The sequence below is a fragment of the Streptomyces adelaidensis genome, assembly GCF_016598475.1.
In the GTDB taxonomy this organism is placed as follows: Bacteria; Actinomycetota; Actinomycetes; order Streptomycetales; family Streptomycetaceae; genus Streptomyces; species Streptomyces adelaidensis.
On the sequence record NZ_JAEMUX010000004.1, the window covers coordinates 178,071 to 198,715 of the forward strand.

General features: G+C 70.8%; 24 protein-coding genes, 1 pseudogene and 1 riboswitch. Of the genes and pseudogenes, 13 read left to right on the top strand and 12 right to left on the bottom strand.

Translation table 11 applies throughout. The features are described 5' to 3' along the window. Positions 1-26: 26 nt before the first annotated feature. Both I8N67_RS03640 and I8N67_RS03645 read right to left on the bottom strand, forming a co-directional pair. Positions 27-1,787, bottom strand: a complete 1,761-nt coding sequence (locus I8N67_RS03640) for an FAD-dependent monooxygenase (RefSeq protein WP_200301083.1) — start codon at positions 1,785-1,787, stop codon at positions 27-29. Between the two features lie 57 nt (positions 1,788-1,844). After that, complete coding sequence (locus I8N67_RS03645) at positions 1,845-2,186, bottom strand: DoxX family protein (protein WP_200301084.1); 342 nt, start codon at positions 2,184-2,186, stop codon at positions 1,845-1,847. A 216-nt stretch (positions 2,187-2,402) separates the two neighbouring features. Between I8N67_RS03645 and I8N67_RS03650 the strand changes: the two genes are divergently transcribed. From I8N67_RS03650 to I8N67_RS03670, 6 genes and pseudogenes are all read left to right on the top strand, one after another. Then, positions 2,403-3,074: a TetR/AcrR family transcriptional regulator gene (locus I8N67_RS03650; RefSeq protein ID WP_200301085.1), complete on the top strand. Its 672-nt coding sequence runs from the start codon at positions 2,403-2,405 to the stop codon at positions 3,072-3,074. 4 nt (positions 3,075-3,078) lie between these two features. Continuing rightward, positions 3,079-3,936, top strand: a pseudogene (locus I8N67_RS03655) (MFS transporter); the annotation flags it as partial. A 204-nt stretch (positions 3,937-4,140) separates the two neighbouring features. After that, on the top strand, positions 4,141-4,719 hold the full coding sequence (locus I8N67_RS03660; RefSeq protein ID WP_307835138.1) for an EthD domain-containing protein: 579 nt from the start codon (positions 4,141-4,143) through the stop codon (positions 4,717-4,719). Continuing rightward, positions 4,668-4,844: a hypothetical protein gene (locus tag I8N67_RS42225; protein WP_234044941.1), complete on the top strand. Its 177-nt coding sequence runs from the start codon at positions 4,668-4,670 to the stop codon at positions 4,842-4,844. The genes I8N67_RS03660 and I8N67_RS42225 overlap by 52 nt, the downstream gene beginning before the upstream one ends. Before the next feature lie 164 nt (positions 4,845-5,008). Continuing rightward, the gene (locus I8N67_RS03665; RefSeq protein WP_200301123.1) at positions 5,009-5,743 is read left to right on the top strand and encodes a lysophospholipid acyltransferase family protein; all 735 of its coding nucleotides are present in this window, start codon (positions 5,009-5,011) and stop codon (positions 5,741-5,743) included. A gap of 133 nt (positions 5,744-5,876) precedes the next feature. Further along, a complete protein-coding gene (locus I8N67_RS03670) occupies positions 5,877-6,902 on the top strand; it encodes an NAD-dependent epimerase/dehydratase family protein (protein ID WP_200301124.1) in 1,026 nt (341 codons plus the stop codon). 68 nt (positions 6,903-6,970) lie between these two features. Here the strand turns inward: I8N67_RS03670 and I8N67_RS03675 are convergent, their stop codons facing one another. The 8 genes from I8N67_RS03675 to I8N67_RS03710 form a co-directional block, all read right to left on the bottom strand. Next, on the bottom strand, positions 6,971-8,563 hold the full coding sequence (locus I8N67_RS03675; protein WP_372443624.1) for an alpha/beta hydrolase: 1,593 nt from the start codon (positions 8,561-8,563) through the stop codon (positions 6,971-6,973). 193 nt (positions 8,564-8,756) lie between these two features. Next, positions 8,757-9,518, bottom strand: coding sequence for an urease accessory protein UreD (locus I8N67_RS03680; RefSeq protein WP_200301125.1), 762 nt, complete (start codon positions 9,516-9,518; stop codon positions 8,757-8,759). Continuing rightward, positions 9,515-10,198 carry an urease accessory protein UreG gene (gene ureG / locus I8N67_RS03685; RefSeq protein ID WP_200301087.1) on the bottom strand — a complete coding sequence of 228 codons (684 nt, stop codon included), beginning with the start codon at positions 10,196-10,198 and terminating at the stop codon, positions 9,515-9,517. The genes I8N67_RS03680 and ureG overlap by 4 nt, the downstream gene beginning before the upstream one ends. A gap of 296 nt (positions 10,199-10,494) precedes the next feature. Further along, on the bottom strand, positions 10,495-11,169 hold the full coding sequence (locus I8N67_RS03690; protein WP_200301088.1) for an urease accessory protein UreF: 675 nt from the start codon (positions 11,167-11,169) through the stop codon (positions 10,495-10,497). Positions 11,170-11,205: 36 nt separating this feature from the next. Next, positions 11,206-12,927, bottom strand: coding sequence for an urease subunit alpha (locus I8N67_RS03695; RefSeq protein ID WP_200301089.1), 1,722 nt, complete (start codon positions 12,925-12,927; stop codon positions 11,206-11,208). Beyond that, complete coding sequence (locus I8N67_RS03700; protein WP_200301090.1) at positions 12,920-13,231, bottom strand: urease subunit beta; 312 nt, start codon at positions 13,229-13,231, stop codon at positions 12,920-12,922. The genes I8N67_RS03695 and I8N67_RS03700 overlap by 8 nt, the downstream gene beginning before the upstream one ends. Positions 13,232-13,244: 13 nt before the next feature. After that, positions 13,245-13,547 carry an urease subunit gamma gene (locus I8N67_RS03705; protein WP_037705202.1) on the bottom strand — a complete coding sequence of 101 codons (303 nt, stop codon included), beginning with the start codon at positions 13,545-13,547 and terminating at the stop codon, positions 13,245-13,247. A 487-nt stretch (positions 13,548-14,034) separates the two neighbouring features. Beyond that, the gene (locus I8N67_RS03710; protein ID WP_200301091.1) at positions 14,035-14,325 is read right to left on the bottom strand and encodes a type II toxin-antitoxin system Phd/YefM family antitoxin; all 291 of its coding nucleotides are present in this window, start codon (positions 14,323-14,325) and stop codon (positions 14,035-14,037) included. A gap of 136 nt (positions 14,326-14,461) precedes the next feature. On the opposite strand from I8N67_RS03710, the gene I8N67_RS03715 reads away from it, so the two are divergent. From I8N67_RS03715 to I8N67_RS03735, 5 genes are all read left to right on the top strand, one after another. Continuing rightward, complete coding sequence (locus I8N67_RS03715) at positions 14,462-14,845, top strand: hypothetical protein (protein WP_200301092.1); 384 nt, start codon at positions 14,462-14,464, stop codon at positions 14,843-14,845. A gap of 185 nt (positions 14,846-15,030) precedes the next feature. Continuing rightward, entirely contained in the window at positions 15,031-15,672 is a 642-nt protein-coding gene (locus I8N67_RS03720) for an ATP-dependent Clp protease proteolytic subunit (RefSeq protein ID WP_200301093.1), read from the top strand. A 7-nt stretch (positions 15,673-15,679) separates the two neighbouring features. After that, positions 15,680-15,997, top strand: a complete 318-nt coding sequence (locus tag I8N67_RS03725; protein ID WP_200301094.1) for a hypothetical protein — start codon at positions 15,680-15,682, stop codon at positions 15,995-15,997. A gap of 408 nt (positions 15,998-16,405) precedes the next feature. After that, positions 16,406-16,539, top strand: a riboswitch (cyclic di-AMP (ydaO/yuaA leader). A 3-nt stretch (positions 16,540-16,542) separates the two neighbouring features. Beyond that, positions 16,543-17,016: a C40 family peptidase gene (locus I8N67_RS03730; protein ID WP_200301095.1), complete on the top strand. Its 474-nt coding sequence runs from the start codon at positions 16,543-16,545 to the stop codon at positions 17,014-17,016. 97 nt (positions 17,017-17,113) lie between these two features. Then, positions 17,114-17,665, top strand: a complete 552-nt coding sequence (locus I8N67_RS03735) for a DUF6328 family protein (protein WP_200301096.1) — start codon at positions 17,114-17,116, stop codon at positions 17,663-17,665. Here I8N67_RS03735 and I8N67_RS03740 read toward each other — a convergent pair. After that, complete coding sequence (locus I8N67_RS03740; RefSeq protein WP_200301097.1) at positions 17,637-18,095, bottom strand: ATP-binding protein; 459 nt, start codon at positions 18,093-18,095, stop codon at positions 17,637-17,639. The two genes, I8N67_RS03735 and I8N67_RS03740, sit on opposite strands and share 29 nt — an antisense overlap. A gap of 245 nt (positions 18,096-18,340) precedes the next feature. Here I8N67_RS03740 and I8N67_RS03745 point away from each other — a divergent pair, with 245 nt between their 5' ends. Both I8N67_RS03745 and I8N67_RS03750 read left to right on the top strand, forming a co-directional pair. After that, the gene (locus tag I8N67_RS03745; protein ID WP_200301098.1) at positions 18,341-19,201 is read left to right on the top strand and encodes a helix-turn-helix domain-containing protein; all 861 of its coding nucleotides are present in this window, start codon (positions 18,341-18,343) and stop codon (positions 19,199-19,201) included. A gap of 9 nt (positions 19,202-19,210) precedes the next feature. After that, entirely contained in the window at positions 19,211-19,435 is a 225-nt protein-coding gene (locus tag I8N67_RS03750; protein WP_200301099.1) for a DUF397 domain-containing protein, read from the top strand. A 57-nt stretch (positions 19,436-19,492) separates the two neighbouring features. On the opposite strand, the gene I8N67_RS03755 is transcribed toward I8N67_RS03750, so the two are convergent. Beyond that, complete coding sequence (locus tag I8N67_RS03755; RefSeq protein WP_200301100.1) at positions 19,493-20,620, bottom strand: 8-amino-7-oxononanoate synthase; 1,128 nt, start codon at positions 20,618-20,620, stop codon at positions 19,493-19,495. Between the last annotated feature and the right edge of the window lie 25 nt (positions 20,621-20,645).

Sequence of the window (20,645 nt, forward strand, 5' to 3'; positions counted from 1 at the left end):
TGTCATGCGTCCTGGGCGCCGGTGTTCTACCCGCCGGCCCCACGGACCCGGTCGACTACCTGGAGCGGGTCGGCGGGTGGGGTGTCGCCTCGCCAGGCGACGTGCTGGTCGGGGCGGATCAGGACGAGGTCACGCTCGTAGAGGGTGTGGGCGTGCGGGTCGCGTACGTCGACGACCCGGAGGGGGAGGCCGCGCTCGGCGGCGGCGTCGGTGAGCGCGGTGACGTCGTGGTCCGCGAACCTCAGCAGGGTGAAGCCCTGGTGGAAGAGGTCGAACAGGGCCCGGCCGTCGGGGAGCAGCACGCTCGGCGGCCGGGCGCCCGGCCAGGTGCTCGGCGTGTACGCGTCCATGGTCTGCCGCGGGGCCCGGCCGCCGGTCTCGTGGCAGATGACGGGTGAGGTGTCGTAGCGGTAGCCGAGTTCGATGCCGAGTGCCTCGTTCTCCAGGTTGCCCAGGTCGCTGATCTCCCGGCCGAGCCGTCGGCGGGCGCGTGCGTCGAGCGGGCGTTCGCCGTGCACGGCGGGCCGGTGGGCGGCCTTCACCGCGCCGCGTACGGCGCTGTGCCGGGCGGCGGCCGCGCGGTTGCGTACGGCGACGGCGCGGCGCTCCTGCTCGTAGGCACGCAGCAGCCCGGTGGTGCCCCAGCCCTGGAGCACCGCGGCGAGCGCCCAGCCGAGGCCGACGGCGTCTCCGACGCCGGTGTTCATGCCGTAGCCGCCGGTGGGCGGCACCTGGTGGACGGCGTCCCCGGCGAGCCAGACCCGGCCCCGGCCGTACGCGTCGGCGACGGTGAGCCGTGGCCTCCAGGCGTTGGCGACCAGGACGTTCATCTCGAACTCACGGCCGACGCGCTCGTACACGAACTTCCGGGGGTCGATGCGGTCGGCGTCGGTACCGGCGCCCAGCGGGGCGTGCAGGGTGAAGGTGTCGCCGTCGTTCTGGGAGATCACCGTCCAGCCCTCCGGGGACTGGAGGTGCCAGACGCCGCCGAAGCGGCGGAAGATCTCGGGGTCGGGTGTCGTGAAGTGGACCAGGTAGATCCGGCCGTCCATGGGCCGTTCCCCGGTCGCCCGGTAGGCGCGGGCCAGCATCGCCGCCGTACGGCCGAGGCCCAGTTCCCTGACCAGCATCCGGCGCAGGTCGATCTCGTCCGTGCCGATGCCGAGCCGCTGGCGGGTGCGGCTGCCGGCGCCGTCGCATCCGGCCAGGTAGCGGGCGCGGACCGTGCGCCGGCGGTCGCCGTCCGCGGACACCAGCCGGGCCGTGACGCCCTCGACGTCCTCCTCGAAACTCTCCAGCGCCCAGCCGTACTGGACCCGCACATGTTCGGAGCGGGCTTCCAGGAGGTCCCGCAGGGCCGGTTCGAGGATCACCTGGGAGACCCGCATCCAGGGTTCGAGCGGAAGGGTGCCGTCGTTGCGGTCGCGGATCGTCTCCCGCGTCTCGTCGACGCTGGGGTAGTCGAAGGAGGCGAGCCGCCAGCCCACCGCGCTGGTCGCCCACGTCACCCTGGTGGGACGATCCGTCGGGATCGCCACCTCGCGCAGGTCGTCCGCGACGCCGAGGCGGCGGTACAGCTCCATGCTGCGGCCGTTGGTGACATCCATCTTCGGGTGCCGGGTGGTGTCGGTGTTGCGCTCCACGAGCAGGGTGTCCACACCGTGCCGCTCCAGCTCCATCGCCAGCGTCAGGCCGACCGGCCCCGCGCCGACCACCAGCACCGACACGGTCGCGACCGTCCCGGCTTCCGCTGCCTGCCCCCGTCCCAGGGTCGTTGGCTTGCTCATCTCGCGGCCCATTTCTCGTACGACGGTGATCCAGGTGGTCCGGGTGGTCCGGGTGGTCTAGAGCAGGACGATCAGGTAGGCCACCACGAGGGCGGCCGAGACGAACGCCGGTGCCACGGCGGGCAGTCGGTCCCCGGCGCGCAGGTGTGCCGCCGCCGCGCCGACGAGCAGCAGCAGGAACCCCACCGCGGCGGCGACGCCTATGCCGGTGACCGCCCAGCCGAGGAACAGGCCGATCACCCCGGCGAGTTCGAGCAGGCCGATGACGCGGTAGGCGCCGAGGCCGACGCCCACATGCGCGGCTCGCTCGGCCATCGAGGGAGTGCCGAGGACCTTTCCGGCGCCCAGCGAGGTGAACCAGAGGGCCAGGACGGCGGTGAGGACGACGAGGACGGACATGCGAGGGGTCTCCTTGGTGCTGATCGACGGTGGTGCTCATCGACGGTGCGGCACAGAGGTCGCCGCGATACGGAGGTCACCCCCGCCCAGCACCTCCTGAAGAAATATTCACTTCCGAATCTGATTTCAGTCAACAGAACTGAAGAAATATTCAGAAACTGGGGTCGGGCGGCTAGAGTGCGGGTGGAACGAACACCTGGCGAGAGGGAGGAAGCGATGGCCGACAAGACCGCTGTCGGCGAGGCCACGGCCGGGACGACCGCACCCCGGCGGACGGACCGGCGAAGGGCGCGGACCCGGAGCGCGCTGGTCTGCGCGGCCCAGCGGCTGCTGGCCGAGGGGCGGACCGATGTCCCCATCCAGAAGATCACCGAGCTCGCCGACATCGGGGTCGGCTCGTTCTACAACCACTTCGACAGCAAAGAGGATCTCTTCCGCGTCGCGGTCGAGGAGGCGCTGGAATGGTGGGGCGGCCTCATGGACCGCCTCACGGCGGACGTCACGGACCCCGCGGTCGCCTATGCCCAGAGCTTCCGGATGACGGGCCGCCTGCACCGGCGGCACCCGGAGCTGAGCAGGCTCCTCCTGAACCGCGGACTCGAACTGACCTACTCCGCCGAGGGTCTCGCGCCGAGGGCGCTGCAGGACATCCGCGCCGCGGTGGAAGCCGGGCGGTTCGAGGTGACGGACCCGGATCTCGCCCTGACGGTGACGGCGGGCGCCGCGCTGGCCCTGGGCTCGCTGCTGCACGCGCAGCCCGACCGCGACGACGCGAAGTCCTCGGACCTGGTCGCCCTCGGACTCCTGCGGCAGTTCGGCGTCCCCGGAGACGAAGCCGCGCGGATCTGCGCGCTCGACCTGCCGGACCTCGACGCCGTGATGGGTTGAGCGCACCACGCTGATCGGCGACTACTACTCCGGCCGGCAACGCGACCGCTATCTCGCCCTCCAGACGATGTGCGCCTCGATCTCGGCGACGGCCTTCTTCGTCCTGGGCGGCGCCGCCGGATCGGCCGGCTGGCGCACGCCGTTCTGGGCCTACGCCGTGAGCCTGCTGCTCGCCCCCGCCATGGCCGCCTTCCTGCCCAGGCCCCGCCCGGCCGACCGGAACGCCGCCACCTCCCCGGCTCCCACCGCCGGGCCGACGGCCGCGCGGTCCTTCCCGTGGCGGTCGCCGGCCGGGACGTGCGCGCTGACCGTCTTCGGCGCCGTCCTCTTCCACACCGTCCAGGTCGAGATGGCCTTCCTCCTGGACGACATGGGTGTGACCGACCCCGGCACGATCGGGCTCGCCATCGCCGTCTCCAGCGTGGCGACCGTGATCGGCGCCGGTGTCTTCAGCAAGGTGGCCCGCGACCCGGCCGCCTGGCTGCCGCTCGTCTTCGCCCTCTGCGCCCTCGGCTTCGCGGTGATCTGGTTCGCGCCCAACCCCGTCGTGCTGGTCGCCGGTGCCGTGATCAACTGCTTCGGCGGCGGCATCATGCTGCCGAGCCTGCTCACCCTCGCCATGTCCAAGCTGGACCACGCCGACCGAGGTCGCGGCACCGGCCTGTGGACGGGTTCCTTCTTCGCCGGCCAGTTCATCTGCCCGCTCATCGTCCTCGCGTTCACCTCCGCCGTCGGCAGCCTGACCAACGCCGTGGGGCTCCTCGCGGTCGCCGGGGCGATCGCCGCGGCCGGCCTCGATCTCTCCGCCCGCCGACGCCGGCCGGGCGCCGCCCTGGAACCGGTCGAGCAGACGGCGAGCTGACCGGCAGCGACACCGGTCCCCCGGCCAGGATGCGGACCGGTCCTCGGAACGGAAACACGCCTGTCACACGGTCCCTCGAAACGCCCCTCTTCCCGCCGCACGACATCCGGAAAGACACCAGCGAAGACATGCTGAATCTGATCGCCGCCATCCGCCGCAAGCCAGGCATGACCCACCAGGCCTTTCCTGCACCACCTGCGGCACGTGCACGGATCGCTCGCCGCCGAAAACCCGCTCCGCATCCGGCGCTACGTCCAGAACCACGTCTTCGACTCGTCGTTCGGCACCGGCGAGGACCCGGCCTACCTCACCGGCTTCGGCCGGGACTCGGTCACCGAGCTGCACTTCGAGAACATGGAGGCGCTGGCCGCCACACTGTCCGATCCGTACACGCGCGAGGTCATAGGCCCCGACGGCGCCCTCTTCAACGACCTGCCCAGCGCACTGGCCCTGTTGGCCCGCCCCACGGTGCTCACACCCCCGCCGGCCGCCGAGGACGAGGACAAGGACGAGGACAAGGACGAGGGCGAGAACCGGGTGAAGGTGCTGCACTTCGTCCACGCGTCCGCGGGCCTGGACCGCGACACGTTCGCCGAACGCTGGCGGACCGCGCACGAGAAGGTGGTGGCCGACGGCGAACCGGCGGCGGGCGCGCTGCGCGGCTGCGTCCAGCACCGGCAGGTACCGGGGCCGAGCAGGCACTGCGCCACTTCGGCGGCCGGGACCAGCATGTGTACGAGGGGGTCGCCGCCCTGTACTACGACTCCCCGGAGGAGGCCCTGACCCACTTCCCCGCCTACGAGCGGTCCCTGCGTGGGCATTCCACCGGGACCGGCGGCTCCTTCTACGACCCGTCCCGCTCCTTCGCCCTCTACAGCCGAGAGGTGACGATTTTCCACCGCCCCTGACCTCGGCGGTTCGGGGGTCTCCAAGTGACACGGTGTCTCGGGCTACGATCAATCTCACCTGACCACAGGCGGCTACGCCCTCAAAGCGGTTGAGTCCGTAGACATGTGCGGTGACGTGGCAGAACACGCCTACAGAGCCCATCCGGGAGAGCGAGGGGGACACCGTGTTCTACTACGTGCTCAAGTACGTGCTTCTGGGACCGCTGTTGCGGCTGGTCTTCCGGCCGAGGATCGAGGGCCTCGAACACGTCCCGGCCTCCGGCCCGGCCATCGTCGCGGGCAACCATCTGTCCTTCTCGGACCACTTCCTGATGCCCGCCATCCTCAAGCGCCGCATCACCTTCCTGGCGAAGGCCGAGTACTTCACCGGGCCGGGTCTCAAGGGCCGGCTGACCGCGTTCTTCTTCCGCAGCGCCGGGCAGATCCCCGTCGACCGCTCCGGCAAAGAGGCAGGTCAGGCAGCGATTCGCGAGGGGCTCGGGGTGCTGAGCAAGGACGAACTCCTCGGCATCTACCCGGAGGGCACGCGCTCGCACGACGGCCGCCTCTACAAGGGCAAGGTCGGCGTGGCGGTCATGGCGCTCAGGGCCCAGGTGCCCGTCATCCCCTGCGCCATGATCGGCACCTTCGAGGCGCAGCCCCCGGGCAAGGTCATCCCGAACATCCATCCCGTCGTCATCCGCTTCGGCAAGCCCCTCGACTTCTCCCGCTACGAGGGCATGGAGAACGAGAAGGCCGTCCTGCGCGCCATCACCGACGAGATCATGTACGCGATCCTCACGCTCTCCGAGCAGGAGTACGTCGACCAGTACGCGGCCGCGGCGAAGGCGGAGGAGGCCGCGGAGAAGGCGGCGAAGACGGCGAAGGAGCGCAAGTTCCCGCGACTCCCGCTGAGTTGACCCTGGCGATCCGGCCACCGGGCCGTTGCGATCGCGCCGTTGAGCCGTCACGATCACGCCGTTCTGCCCGCAGCAGACCGTACTGCCGGGGCGGGCCCCGGCATCGTACGGTCGGTTCATGACGCGACGTGCTGTGGTGATCGGGGCGACGGGACAGATCGGACGGGTGGCCGTGGGCGCGCTGGCGCGCGACGGCTGGGAGGTGACGGCCCTCTCGACGGGCGGCGGACGGGACGACGGCTGGCCCGAGGAGGTGCGGATCGCGCGGGCCGACCGCGGCGACGACGACGCGCTGGCGGCCGCACTCGGCGACGGCTGCGACGTGCTGGTCGACATGGTGGCGTACGGCCCCGAGCACGCCCGGCAGTTACTCGGTCTCGCCGACCGGATCGGCTCGGCCGTGGTGATCTCCACCCTGTCGGTGTACGAGGACGACAAGGGCCGCAACTTCGACACCCAGGCGGAGCCGGACGGCTTCCCGGAGTACCCCGTGCCCATCCCCGAGAGCCGGCGCACGATCCGGCCGGGCGACACTTCGTACAGCAGCCGCAAGGCGGGGCTCGAGCGTGAACTCCTCGACGGGGGCGACCGGTTGCCCACCACCCTGCTGCGCGCGGGCGCCATCCACGGGCCGCACTGCCGGACGCCCCGCGAGCTGTACTTCGTGAAGCGCAACCTGGACGGCCGGCCCCGCCGGATCCTCCCGTACGGCGGTGCGAGCCGCTTCCATCCGGCGAGCGTGCACAACATCGCCGAGCTGATCCGCCTGGCCGCCGCACGGCCCGGAAGCCGGGCACTGAACGCCGTCGACCCCGACGCGCCGACCGTCGCGGAGATCGCCGCCGCGATCGACACCGTCATGGGCGTCGAGACCCGGAGCGTCCTGGTGGACGGCCCGGCCCCGTCGCCCGCGGTGGGCGACACCCCGTGGTCCGTGCCGGTTCCGGTGGTGTGCGACATGTCGGCGGCCGAACGGGAGTTGGGCTACCGCCCGGTGGCCCGGTACGCCGAGACGCTGCCGGAGACGGTCGCGTGGATCGAGGGCCGGCTGGCGGGCGGCCGGGACTGGCGGGAGGCGTATCCCAAGATGTTCGCGACGTACAGGGACCTCTTCGACTACGCGGCCGAGGACGCCTGGCTGGCGGGTCGGCAGGCCTGAGCCGCCGGTGAGGGTAAGAGGAAGGGGGCGGCCGGAAATCCGGCCGCCCCCTTCCCGCTCTCAGGTACCTACGGGGTCGGTGTGGCGTGCGGGGCGCACTTCACGTCGGCCCTGCCCACCTTGCCGGTGAGCAGGTAGGTGTCCACGCGGTCGTTGACGCAAGGGTTGACCAGGCCGGTGACTCCGTGGGAGCCGGCCTTCCTCTCCGTGATCAGACGGGAGCCCTTGAACCGCTTGTGGAGGGAGACGGCGCCCTCGTACGGGGTGGCCGCGTCACGCTCGGACTGGACGATCAGAACGGCCGGCAGGCCCTTCTTGGTCTTGACCTCCAGCGGGGTGGACTGCTTGGACTGCCAGGTGGCGCACGGCAGGTTCATCCAGGCGTTGGCCCAGGTCATGAACGGGTAGTTCTTGTGCAGCCGGGTGTTGTCGTGGTCCCACTTCTTCCAGCTGGTGGGCCACTTGGCGTCGGTGCACTCGACCGCGGTGTAGACGGCGTTGCCGTTCTCCGAGGAGGCGTTGCCCGCGGTGTCCGTGAGGTCCGGGGCGGCGGCGCCGATGAGCGCCTGGGTGTCACCGGCGGCGTAGTCGCTCCACACCTGGGCGGTGGGCGCCCACGCGGAGTCGTAGTACGGGGCGCTCTGGAAGAAGGAGATCAGCTCGGCCGGGCCGACGAGCCCGCCGATCGGGTTCTTCTTCGCGGTGGCGCGCAGCTCCAGCCACTTCGCCTGCACCTTGGCCTGGGTGTCGCCGAGGTGGTACGTCGCGTCGTTCGCGGCGACCCACTTCGTCCAGTCCTTCCAGCGGCCCTCGAAGGCGATGTCCTGGTCCAGGTTGGCCTGGTACCAGATCTTCTCGCGCGAGGGGTTCACCACACTGTCCACGACCATGCGGCGGACGTGCTTGGGGAAGAGGGTGCCGTAGACGGCGCCGATGTACGTGCCGTAGGAGACGCCGAGGAAGTTGAGCTTCTTCTCCCCCAGGGCGGCCCGGATGACGTCCAGGTCACGCGCGGTGTTCGGCGTCGTCATGTGCGGCAGCATCGCGCCGCTGCGCTTCTTGCAGCCGGCCGCGTACTCCGCGGCGAGCCCCCGCTGCTTGAGCTTGTCGGCCTCGGAGTCCGGGACCGGGTCCATCTTCGGCGCCTTCACGAACTCCTGCGGGTCGACGCAGGAGATGGGCGCCGACTTGCCGACACCACGCGGGTCGAAGCCCACGAAGTCGTACGCCTTGGACACCTTGGTCCACAGCGGGGCCTTGGTCGTGACCCGGCGCGGGAAGCGCAGACCCGAGCCGCCCGGTCCGCCCGGGTTGTAGACGAGCGCGCCCTGGCGCTCCTTCTTCGTACCGGTGCTGCCGATGCGGTCGACGGCGAGCTTGATCTGCTTGCCGTTCGGCTTGGCGTAGTCCAGCGGGACGGTGACCCAGCCGCACGTGATGGGCTTCTCCAGGCCCCAGCTCTCGGGGCAGTCCTGCCACTTGACGCCCTTCTTCGCCGCCTTCTCGGCGGCGAGGGCGACACCCTTGGCCTCGCGGTCCTGGACACTGGCGGTGTCCGTGGCGGCGCTGGCCGCCGGTGCCGTGACGGCACCGGCTATCAGAGTCGCCGTGACGAGCAGTCCGGCGGAGCCGAACGCTGCCGCCCTTCTCGTCGGCTTGATACCTCTCAAGAGGGAACTCCCCGTACATCGCTTCGAATTTTCGAATGGTCACGGGGATCCTCGTACCTGTGAGGCACCTGAGAACAGAGGGGCGGAGGGTTTTTTACTAATCCGATAACCGGTGAGGAAAGTCCCGTTCAGCGGATGCGATGCCAACTACCGTCCTCAACCCTCCGGTTCGGCCGGTCCGTTTTCAACTGTCCAGCTCGGCGAGGGCCTCGTCCAGCAGGCGCCGCAGCCGCAGCGCGTCGGGCGCGAGGGCGCTGACCAGTACGGCGGGCCCGGCGAGCGGGGTGAGCGCGGCGGCCTCCCCCAGCACCTTCGGCCCGGGCAACCGCTCCACGAACTCCGGCCGTACGACGACGAGTTGCCCCAGCGCACGGTGACCGCCCAGCACGGCGGGACCGTCCCATCCACCCGGCGACCCCGGTCCGCAGGCCACCTCCTGATCGAGCAGCGCCCGCCCGTCGAGCCGCACGGTGAGCCGGCTCCGCAGCCGCCCGGGCTCCTCACCGGCCCGCCCGAGCACCTGCTCCTCCCGGAACACCAGCCGGGCGCCGGAGGCGAGGTCCACGCGCGTCGACACCCGCAGATCGCTGCCCTTCACCGAGATCAACTGCTCGGGCAGCCACCGCAGTTCGCCACCTGCGGCGACATCGATCCGTACGTCGTAGCGGGCCTCGCCCTTGGCCTGTCCCGGCAGCGCGATCGTCGCGGCGGCCGACCCCACCCGCAGCCGTGCCCCCTCGCCGACCTCCGCCTCCACGGCGAACCGGTCACCGCCGAGCGGCCCGCTCATCGCCCCGACCAGCATGACCCGCGCCTCGTCGCCGCTGCCCCGCGTACGACGCAGCGCCAACGGCCCCGCGCTCTCCAGCACCGGCAGGGCCGTACCGCCCCGCCCGTCGGCGCGGGCCCCGAGCCGTGCGGTGGCCCTGACCCCGGCCGCCGTCATACCGTCCACGCCGCGAGCTGCTCCCGCACCCACGCCGCGACCTCCGCGACCCCGGCCTCGCTCCGCAGCGACTGGAACACCACCGGCAACGCGGCCCGCTGCGCCTTCGCGTCCGCGGCCATCCGGGCGAGGTCCGACCCCACGTACGGCGCGAGGTCCGTCTTGTTGACCACGAGCAGGTCGGCCGTGGTGACCCCGGGCCCGCCCTTCCTCGGGATGTCGTCCCCGCCGGCCACGTCGATCACAAAGATCTGCGCGTCCACGAGCCCCTTGGAGAACGTCGCGGTGAGGTTGTCACCCCCCGACTCCACGAGAATGAGATCCAACGGCCCGACCTCCTCCTCCAGGTCCTCCACGGCCTCCAGATTCGCCGAGATGTCGTCCCGGATCGCGGTGTGCGGGCACGCCCCCGTCTCCACAGCCGTGATCCGCTCCGGCGGCAACACGGCCTCCCTGAGCAGGAACTCGGCGTCCTCCCGCGTATAGATGTCATTCGTCACCACCGCTAGCGACAACTCCGCCCGCAGCACCTGACACAACGCGGCAACCGTCGCCGTCTTCCCGGACCCCACGGGCCCCCCGAGCCCCACCCGCAGCGCCCGCCGCGTCCCATCCGGACGCCGCGCGTCGGCGCTGACGGCAGAGGGGCCGTCATGAGAGTGAGAGTGACCAAGATGCATGAGTACGACTCCTGACTGGGCTGTGGATCGCGGAAGAGCTCGGGAGGTTCGGTTGTAGGGCGGCTGCCGGTGAGTGGGGGTTGCTCGCGCAGTTCCCCGCGCCCCTGAAAAGCAGGGCCTGCGCCCCGTGCTTTTCGTCTTTAGGGGCGCGGGGAACTGCGCGAGCAACCACGAACCACCCGCACCCGGCAACGCACCCAAGAGGGTCGAAGGGGCGCAGCCCCTGGATGGGGCCCCCGCTCGAGCGAAGCCGAGAGTGGGGGAGGGACGGGTAGGGGCAGCGGGGGCGAAGGAACTCAAGAGGCGAACAACCGCACGGACCAAGCCGCATGCCCCTCCGCCCCCACCTCCAACAACGGAGCAGAGGCCGCCGGCAAGACATCCACCCCACCCCGAGCCGCCTCAACCGCCGACTCAACCGCCGCATCCACGACCAGATCCACCTCCCCCGCCACCCGAGCCAACACCCCCGTCGCATCAAACGGATCAAGACTCAACAACCGCACCACCGCACTCGCCGGCCCACTCACACACTCGTACGCGGAGCAATACGCCGCATCCCCCGCCCCCAACCCCGCAGCCCGAGCCGCCAGCCCCAACACCACCGGCTGATGCGCCCCCTTGGGAAACTCCCGCGCCAGCGCGTCCAGCTCCTCCGAGGGCCACGTCGCCCGAGCCGCCCGCATCAACTGCCGCCCCAGCTTCCGCGAAGCGACCCGAAGAGCGACCGACGGCGTCCGCGCATCAGCCGCGGCGTCCAGCGACAACGGATCCACCCCGAGCGCCGCCGCGGCGGCCAACGCCGCCGACACCAGCCCCGTCGTGTGCAGCCGCCCCCGGCAGAACGCCTCCAGCCCCTCCGCCCCGGTGATCAGCCCGGCCTTGACGGCCGCCTCGGCCCCACCGGAGTGCGCGTGCCCCCCGGCGGGAAAGCGACCGTCGGCCAGCACCAGCAGCGCCGCCCTAGACATGACGGACCTCGACCATCAGGCCTCGTACCCCGGCCATCAGAAGAGGAAGTACCGCTGCGCCATGGGCAGCTCGGCAGCCGGCGTGGCCTCCACCAACTCCCCGTCGATGTGCACGGCGAAGCTGTCGGGATCGACACGCACCTCAGGTCGCGCGTCGTTCTCGCGCATGTCCGCCTTGGTGACCCCACGCGTCGACTCGATCGCCATGAACCGCTTCCCCAGCGAGAGCCGCTCGGCAAGCCCGTCCTCGATGGCGAGCGGCGCCACGAAGTTGAACGAGTTCGCGGCGGGCGCCCGTCCGATGGCCCCGAACATGGGACGCGGCAGGATCGGCTGAGGCGTGGGAATGGAGGCGTTCGCGTCGCCCATCTGCGCGTACGCGATCTGCCCGCCCTTGATCACGAGATGCGGCTTGACCCCGAAGAACGCCGGCTCCCACATCGCGAGGTCGGCGAGCTTGCCGGTCTCGACGGAGCCGATCTCGCGGGCGAGGCCCTGTGCGAGTGCGGGGTTGATCGTGTACTTGGCGACATATCGACGTACTCGGTGGTTGTCCGCACGTCCGTCGCCCGGCAGCGCACCCCGTCGCCGCTTCATCACGTGTGCGGTCTGCCAGGTCCGCAGGATGACCTCGCCCACCCGGCCCATGGCCTGCGCGTCCGAGGAGATGATCGAGATGGCGCCGAGGTCGTGGAGGATGTCCTCGGCCCCGATGGTCGAGGGGCGGATGCGGGACTCGGCGAACGCGAGGTCCTCCGGCACGGCCGCGTTGAGGTGGTGGCAGACCATCAGCATGTCGAGGTGTTCCTCGGCGGTGTTGACGGTGTAGGGCCGGGTCGGGTTGGTGGAGCTGGGCAGTACGTGCGGCTCGGAGACCACGGTCATGATGTCGGGCGCGTGCCCGCCGCCCGCGCCCTCGGTGTGGTACGCGTGGATGCCGCGTCCGGCGATCGCGGCGAGTGTGTCACCGACGAAGCCGGCCTCGTTGAGTGTGTCCGTGTGGATGGCGACCTGGATGCCGGTCCGGTCGGCGACGGTCAGCGAGGCGTCGATGACGGCCGGGGTCGAACCCCAGTCCTCGTGGAGCTTGAGCCCCAGCGCGCCCCCGCGGATCTGGGACAGCATCGCCTCGTGCGAGACCGTGTTGCCCTTGCCCAGGAAGCCGATGTTGAGCGGGTACTGCTCCATCGCCGCCATCATCCGGGCGAGGTGCCACGGACCCGGCGTCACCGTGGTGGCCTTCGAGCCCTCGGCCGGGCCCGTGCCCCCGCCGACCAGCGTCGTGACACCCGCCGACAGCGCCTCGTCGGCGATCTGCGGGCAGATGAAGTGGACGTGGGCGTCGACGCCGCCCGCGGTGACGATCCGCCCGTTGCCCGCGATGATCTCCGTCTCGGGGCCGATGACCAGATCGGGGTGGACCCCGTCCATGGTGTCGGGGTTGCCGGCCTTGCCGATGCCGGTGATCCGGCCGTCACGGATGCCGATGTCGGCCTTGACGATGCCCCAGTGGTCGATGATCACCGCACCGGTGATCACCGTGTCCGGGGTGCCTTCTGCGCGCGTAGCGCGCGCCTGGCCCATGGACTCACGGATGACCTTGCCACCGCCGAAGACGGCCTCGTCACCGGCGAGGCCGGGCCCGCCGGAGCGGTCCTCCTCGATCTCGACGATGAGGTCGGTGTCGGCGAGCCGGATGCGGTCACCGGTGGTCGGGCCGAACAGGTCGGCGTACGCGGCACGCGAGATCTCAGGCATCGAGGGCACCTCCGGTCTCCCCGCGCAGTCCGGGCACGATTCGGGCACCGGCGAGCGGAACGAGTTCTACGTCGACGGGGATCCCGGGCTCGAAACGCACGGCGGTGCCGGCTGCGACGTTCAGCCGCTTGCCGCGCGCTGCGGCGCGGTCGAACTCAAGGCCGGGATTGGCCTCGGCGAAGTGATAGTGCGAGCCGACCTGGACGGGCCGGTCGGCGGCGTTGAGGACGGTGAGCCGGGTGATCTCGCGGCCCTCGTTGTAGACGATCGAGCCCTCGGCGAAGAGGATCTCTCCGGGAATCATGGCGGCCTCCCCGTCAGACGATCGGGTCGTGGACGGTGACGAGCTTGGTGCCGTCCGGGAAGGTCGCCTCGACCTGGACGTCGTGGATCATCTCGGGGATGCCCTCCATGACGTCGTCCCGGGTGAGCAGCTGCCGCCCGGACGCCATGAGTTCGGCCACCGTACGGCCGTCCCGCGCGCCTTCGAGGATGTGCGCGGTGATCAGCGCGACGGCCTCGGGGTGGTTCAGCTTCAGCCCTCGGGCCCGGCGCTTCTCCGCCACGTCGGCCGCCACATGGATCAGCAGCCTCTCCTGCTCGTGCGGGGTCAGTTGCACGGCCTCCACCTCACATCCTCGCTCCGGACCGTGCGGGGTCCGGCTGCCGCGGCCACCCGGCAAAATCGCTGGTGGCGTGGGCGCAGGCTAATTGGGCGGCGTTTCGGCGACGTTAACCGCACCATGATCCACCCGCGTGCGGCCCCCGTCCGGCGCAGGCCGCCCCGCTCACTTACGGACGTCCGGGTCCGTCATGTTCATCAGCGCCCGCACCGCTTCGCGGGCGCCTCCTCGGCACCCGGATGCGGCCCGATCCGGCGAGTGCCCTCGGCCGGCCGCTGCCGCCGGGAGCGGGTGTGTCTCTGCCGCGCTCGGTGTCGTCCCTCGACGGCGCCACCGCCCTCGGCCCCGTGCTCGTCCTGACCGGGTGGGCGACGTTCGGCCCGGCGGCGATCCTCCTGGGCGCCCCGCTCGAGCCGCGCCCCAGGACCACCGCGCCGGCCGCCACCGCACCGACCCGGACTCCCGGCTCACTCCCGCGCGCCCCCTACGAAGCCCCCGGCCCCCGATGCTCCGCCGCGATCCCGAAGCGCTGCTGCTCCCGCGACACCGAGGCCACCTCGCGCACGCTGGAGACCGCACTGGAGACCGCGCTGATCACCGGCTCCTCCGAAGACTCCTCGAGCGCTTCGAGCTGTTCCAGGTCGGCGGCGGAGACCAGGGCGACGAGGGGCTTTCCGTGCCGCGTCACGACGACGCGTTCGCCGCCGTAGACCACGCGGTTGATCAGATCGGCGAGCTCAGCCCTGGCTTGCGTCACCGGAATCTCGTAGGCCATGGAGTCCAGCTTAGACCGGGCGCCGCGAGCCGCCCTGAGCGGAAGAACCCATTCTGCTCCGCGACGCTCCCTTCGTTCGTGCGATCGGCCCGGCCGCCCATTGGGGGCGTTCATGACAATCGAACACGAGGGGATCATGTCCAGCTTTTCCAGGCGCTCGCTGCTGGGGTACTCGGGGTCGGCGGCGGCAGGAGCGGTGCTCGTGTCGGGCGAGGCCGCACAGGCGGCCACCGCCGTGAACACGAGCACGGTCGCCGCGGGCGAGACGGCGGCCGTGGAGTTCCCGGCCGGCACCGAGTTCTCCGGACGGTCCGGCCTGAGCGTGACGGAGGAGGACGCCTACTACGAACTGAGGATCGGTTTCACCGTCGAGTTCTCCTCGGGGACGGGCGGCACACCGCCGGCGGGCAATGTCGTCACGCCCGCCGAGATCGCCGACGCCCTCTCCGAGATCGCGGTCGCGAAGGGCCGGCCGCCGATCACCTTCTCGGGCAGACCGGCCCCCGTGGCCGTCAACTGACCCAAGTGGCCGTCAATTGACCTCAACCGCCCAGCGCTTCACGGCGCCCCCGACCACCCCGGTCCGGGGCGCCGTCGCATCCCCCGGCGCGCCACTCCCCCGTTTCGCTCTCAGCGTGCCCCCTCCCCACCCCCTCGTACGTCTTGTACATTCTGTACAGAAGTCGATCAGAGGAGGCGTGCCTCATGCCCGCGAACCGACCGTCAGCCCGCTATGTGCTACCCGAGTTCACCGAGCGCACCAGTGCGGGTAACCGGACGATGGACCCGTACTCGAAGCTGCTGGAAGAGCGGATCGTGTTCCTCGGGACGCAGATCGACGACACGTCGGCGAACGACGTGATGGCGCAGTTCATGCACCTCGAATACCAGTCGCCGGATCGCGACATCTCGCTCTACATCAACTCCCCCGGCGGCTCGTTCAGCGCGATGACGGCGATCTACGACACGATCCGGTTCGTCACCTGTGACGTGGAGACCGTCCGCCTGGGACAGGCCGGGTCGTCCGCCGCGGTGCTGCTGGCGGCGGGCACGCCGGGCAAGCGGTCCATGCTGCCGGGGGCACGGGTGCTGATCCACCAGCCGGCGGTGGCCGACCCGATCGAGGGACAGGCGAGCGATCTGGCCATCCAGGCGGAGGAGTTGACGCGCAGCCGCCGGAAACTGGAGGAGTTGCTCGTACGGCACACGGGGCAGAGCCCGGAGCGGGTCAGTGCCGACATCGAGCGGGACAAGTTCCTCGACGCCGAGGCGGCGGTGGCGTACGGACTGGCCGACCGGGTCGTCCCGAGCCGGAAGACCTCGGACACGCCCCCCGGCGCGAGGTGATCCGCCGATGCTCCCACCCGAGCTGCCGCCGCTGCCCGCTCTCACGCGCGCCGAGGCGGAGCTGATCGACCGTTATCTGGACGTGGTCGACCTGCTGGGCCGGATCAATCCGGCCCGCCCCGGCGACACGTACCGCGGACTGCGGGCCGCGCAGGCCCTCGTGGCCAAGGCGACGGCACTGCGCACTGCGCTCGAACTGATGCACGGGCGCGGCGAGAACGAGGTGCACGCCCCCACCCTCGCGCGCGCCCTGCGGGTCCTCGACGGCGAGCGGCGCGCGGCCCGCGTCGCCCTGCCGCCGGAACCGGAGGACTCGCCCGCCTGAACCGATCCCGGTTCGCCCGCCGTACTACTGACGGAGCGTCCGGATCGGGCTTCGCGCCCACCGGACGGCCTACCGCGATCAACCCTGTTCCCGATACGCCGAAAGGACCCATGAAATTGCGCAACGCGCCTACCGAGCAGCCGGAACGCATCGTTCCGATGCTGGTGCGGGCCTCCTCGGCTCTCTGGACACAAGGGAAGAATCACCCTGTCCACCCGAACAGCCGAGTGGTGAGTAACACCACAAATCCACGGTTCCGTTGGGATTTTCGGACTTGAGTGCGTCAAGATCCCTTCCTGACGACAAGCCCCCGCCGCAGCGGCGGGGCGATCCGGGTGGACGCCGAGTCCTGCCGCCGCCCGGATGACCGGTCGACAGGAGTGCATCGGCAGGAGTGGAGGACCCAGGCACGACGGGTCGCCGGAACGGTCAAGCCATGACCGTGCCGAGCAGCCCTTGGGGTGAAGCCGCGTCAGCGGCCGGGCAACTTCGCCAGCCCGAATCCGACAGGTCATCCTTCACAGGCGGCTGACGAAGGGTTGCGCATGACTGCGCTGAATCGTGTCCCGTCACTGTTGACCCGGGCCGGCACGGCCTCGGCTCTCACCATCGCCGCCGTGGGCGGCAGCATCGTGGTCCCGGGCGTCGCATCCGACGCCGAGGCCGCCACAGTGGCGTCGAAGGCACTCAAGGTCGCGGCTTCCAAGAAGGGCTCCCCTTACCGGTACGGCGCCACGGGCCCCGGCAGGTTCGACTGCTCCGGGCTGACGCTCTACTCGTTCAAGAAGGCGGGCAAGAAGCTGCCCCGTACTGCTCAGCAGCAGTACAACAAGACGAAGCACATCTCCGCGAGCAGCCGCAAGCTCGGAGACCTCGTCTTCTTCCACTCGGGATCGAACGTCTACCACGTCGGTATCTACGCGGGGAAGGGAAAGATCTGGCACTCGCCGAAGACCGGTGACGTCGTCCGACTCCAGAAGCTCTGGACGAAGAACGTCTGGTACGGCCGGGTCCGCTGACCCCACCGTCGGGGGCGGCGGTGCGCACCGCCGCCCTCTGACGGGCACCACCGCACCCGTCAGGCGTACCACGGGGCGATCTGGTTACTCGTCCCCCATGGCCGACCGACGCGCCCACAGCGCACGCAACGAGACGCCTCTGGAACGCGCTGATCGCAATTTCGCCGAGCTGCTGCAGGAGCTGCGGGTCACGCAGACCGGGGTGCAGATCCTCTTCGCGTTCCTGCTGACGCTGGCGTTCACGCCGCGCTTCCCGGACCTGGACTCCTTCCAGCGCGCCACTTACGTCACCACACTGCTGCTGGCGGTCCTCGCGGCGGCGCTCTTCACCGCCCCGGCCGCCCTGCACCGCTCGCTCTTCCAGCAGAACGCCAAGCCCACCATCGTCCAGGTCTCGTCCCGGCTGGCCACCGCGGGCCTGGTGGTGCTGATGCCGGCCTTCACCGGATCCGTGCTGCTCGTCGTGGACGTGACGCTCGGCCGGACGGCCGGGATCATCGCCGGGGCCGGCACGCTCGTCGGGTGTCTGCTCCTGTGGGGCGTGCTCCCGAAGCTGGTGGGACGCTCGGGCCGGACCGACCCGCCGCCGATGCCGCCCGAGGCCGAGAGCGGGTCCTCCCTCAGGTCGGCTGCGGACCGCCTGCCCTGACCGGCCGCACGGGCACCGTCCACGGCAGTTCGATCGCGACCGTCTTGCCGCCCTCACAGGTGGGGCTGACGCTCAGTCTGCCGCCGCACTCGGCGGTCAGCCAGCGGATGATGACCATGCCCCGGCCGTTGTCCTGCTGGACAGCGGCCGGCAGCCGTTTCGGAAAGCGCGGATGGCTGTCGGTGACGCCGATGCGCAGTTGCTCGTCCCGGTCGAGCGCCATGTCCACGGTGAACGTGGGCGACTGACCGAGCGTGTGCTGGACGGCGTTGGTGGCGAGTTCGGACACGATCAGGCGCACGGTGTCCGCGATATCCGTATCGCCCGGCAGGCCCCATTCGGCGAGCACTTGGGCGACGTATTTACGGGCCGCGGGCACCGAGGCGGGATCGCTCGGCAGAGTGACGGATGCTTCCTGGTGATCTGCCATGGCGAGGAGTCCCTTTCCCACGGGACCGGTGTCCGACAGGGAGCGGATGGTTCGAGTACGGTCCCGGACTGGTGCTTCGCGCCAGACTGCCACTACCTGGGGCGTCTCAGGTGACGATCCACCAAGATATGCATATATCTGTCGCTCGAAGCGGTGAACTCTCCGACGGCCGACCGTATTCGGGTGGGGTCTCGGTCCATCCTCTGCGTCACCCGACTTCGCGCGCCGGGCGGAAGGAGAAACCCATGCAATACGGTCCGGCGGTGCGCCGCCGCAAGCTCGGTGCCGAGTTGCGCTTCCTGCGTACCCGTGCCGGACTCACCAGTATCGAGGCGGCCCATCGCGTGAGCTGGCACCAGTCCAAGGTGAGCCGGATCGAGACGGGCGCCAGCGGGGTGAAACCCTCGGACGTACGCAAGCTACTGGACGTGTACGGGGTCGACGACGCCGAGTTACGGGAGTTGCTGCTGGCGCTGGCGGGCTCCGAGGACGGCGGCGGGCGGTACAACTGGTGGCACGCGTACCGGGGCGTACTGCCGCCGACGTACCGCGATTTCATCAGTCTGGAGTCGCAGGCCAGCGGGATGCGGACGTTGGAGACCTCGGTCGTGCCGGGCCTTCTGCAGATCCCCGAGTACGCCCGGGCGGTGACCCGGGCCGCGGTGGAGGGGCTGGAAGACGACAAACTCGACGCGCTCGTGGAAGTGCGGCTCGCGCGGCAGGAAGTTCTGCGCGCCGACCCGCCGATGGAGCTGAGCGCCGTGCTCGACGAGGGCGTTCTGCGGCGGGAGGTGGGCGGTCCCGAGATCATGGCCCGGCAACTGGGGCGTCTGGTCGAGGCCGCACGCCTTCCTCAAGTGCGACTGCAGGTGCTGCCGTTCACTGCCGGGGCGCACATCGGCATCACCGGGCCTTTCGTAATTTTCTCATTTCGGAGCACATCCGATCTGGATGTGGTTGTTCTCGACCACTTGACGAGTAGCCTCTACTTGGAGCGGAAAGAAGACCTCAAGGCGTATGTCGAGGCCTTCAACGCCCTTCAGATCCACGCCCTTTCGCCCGAGGACACGTTGGATTATCTCGCCGGGATCGCCGCCGGCGCGTAAGGAGGCACCATGTCTGCACTGCCTCGGAACCTGACCACCAGTACCGAACTGCACGGGGTGCGATGGCTGCGCAGCAGCCGGAGCACGGGAATGAACAACTGTGTGGAAACGGCCCGTCCCGGGGCCGGCCGCTGGGCCGGTCTTGTGGCCGTGCGCGACTCGAAGAACACGGCGGGGCCCGCCCTGCTGTTCGACCCCGAGGCCTGGGAGGGATTCATCACCACGCTTCGGTGACCACCACCGACAGCACGCGCACTTCCGCTTACGGCGACGCTCGGCCGGGACGCCGACTCACGGTCGCGTATCGCCGACGATCCCCACGGCCCGGTCGATCTGCCCCTCGGTGAGATCCGCCCGGGCCGTCAGCCGCAGCCTCGAAACGCCATCGGGTACGGACGGTGGGCGGAAACAGCCGACGGCGAGACCCGCCGCCCGGCAGTCCGCCGCCCACCGCACCGCCTGCTCAGGAGACGGCGCGCGTACGGACACCACGGCGGCGTCGGGCCGCACCGCTTCATGGCCCGACGCCGTCAGCCGTGTGTGCAGCGCCCTCGCCACCTCGCGGGCCCGCGCGGCGCGCTCCGGCTCCCGGCGCAGCAGTCTCAGCGCGGCGAGCGCCGCACCGGTCGCGGCCGGGGCGAGGCCCGTGTCGAAGATGAACGTACGGGCCGCGTTGACCAGGTGGTCGATGACGTGGGCCGGGCCGAGGACGGCGCCGCCCTGGCTGCCCAGCGACTTCGACAGCGTGACCGTCACGACGACATCGGGGGCGCCCGCGAGGCCCGCCGCGTGCGGCGCGCCCCGGCCCCCGTCGCCCAGGACGCCGAGCCCGTGGGCGTCGTCGACGACGAGCCCGGCGCCGTACTCCCGGCAGGCGGTGGCGAGGGAGGCCAGCGGGGCGGCGTCGCCGTCCACGGAGAAGACCGTGTCGGAGACGGCGAGGGCGGGCCCGGTGGCCGTGCTCAGCGCCTTGCGGACGGCCTCGGGGTCGGCGTGGGCCACGACCTGGGTGGTGCCGCGGGCCAGCCGGCAGCCGTCGATGAGGGAGGCGTGGTTGCCCGCGTCGGACACGAGCAGGGAGCCGTGCGGCGCGAGCGCGGTGACGGCGGCGAGGTTGGCCGCGTAGCCGGAGGAGAAGACGAGGGCCGCCTCGAAGCCGCAGAAGTCGGCCAGTTCCCGCTCCAGCTCGCCGTGCAGCTCGGTGGTGCCGGTGACCAGCCGGGAGCCGGTGGCCCCGCCGCCCCACCTGCGCGCGGCCTCGGCGGCGCCCTCGGTGATCTCGGGGTGCCGGGCCAGTCCCAGGTAGTCGTTGCTCGCGAGGTCGAGGAGGGGCGAGTCGGCGGGCCGGGGACGCAGGGTGCGGACGAGTCCGGCGCGGCGGCGTGCCGACGCCTGCTCGTCGATCCAGCCGAACGCCATGGGTCCTCCGGGTTGGTGTGTGCGG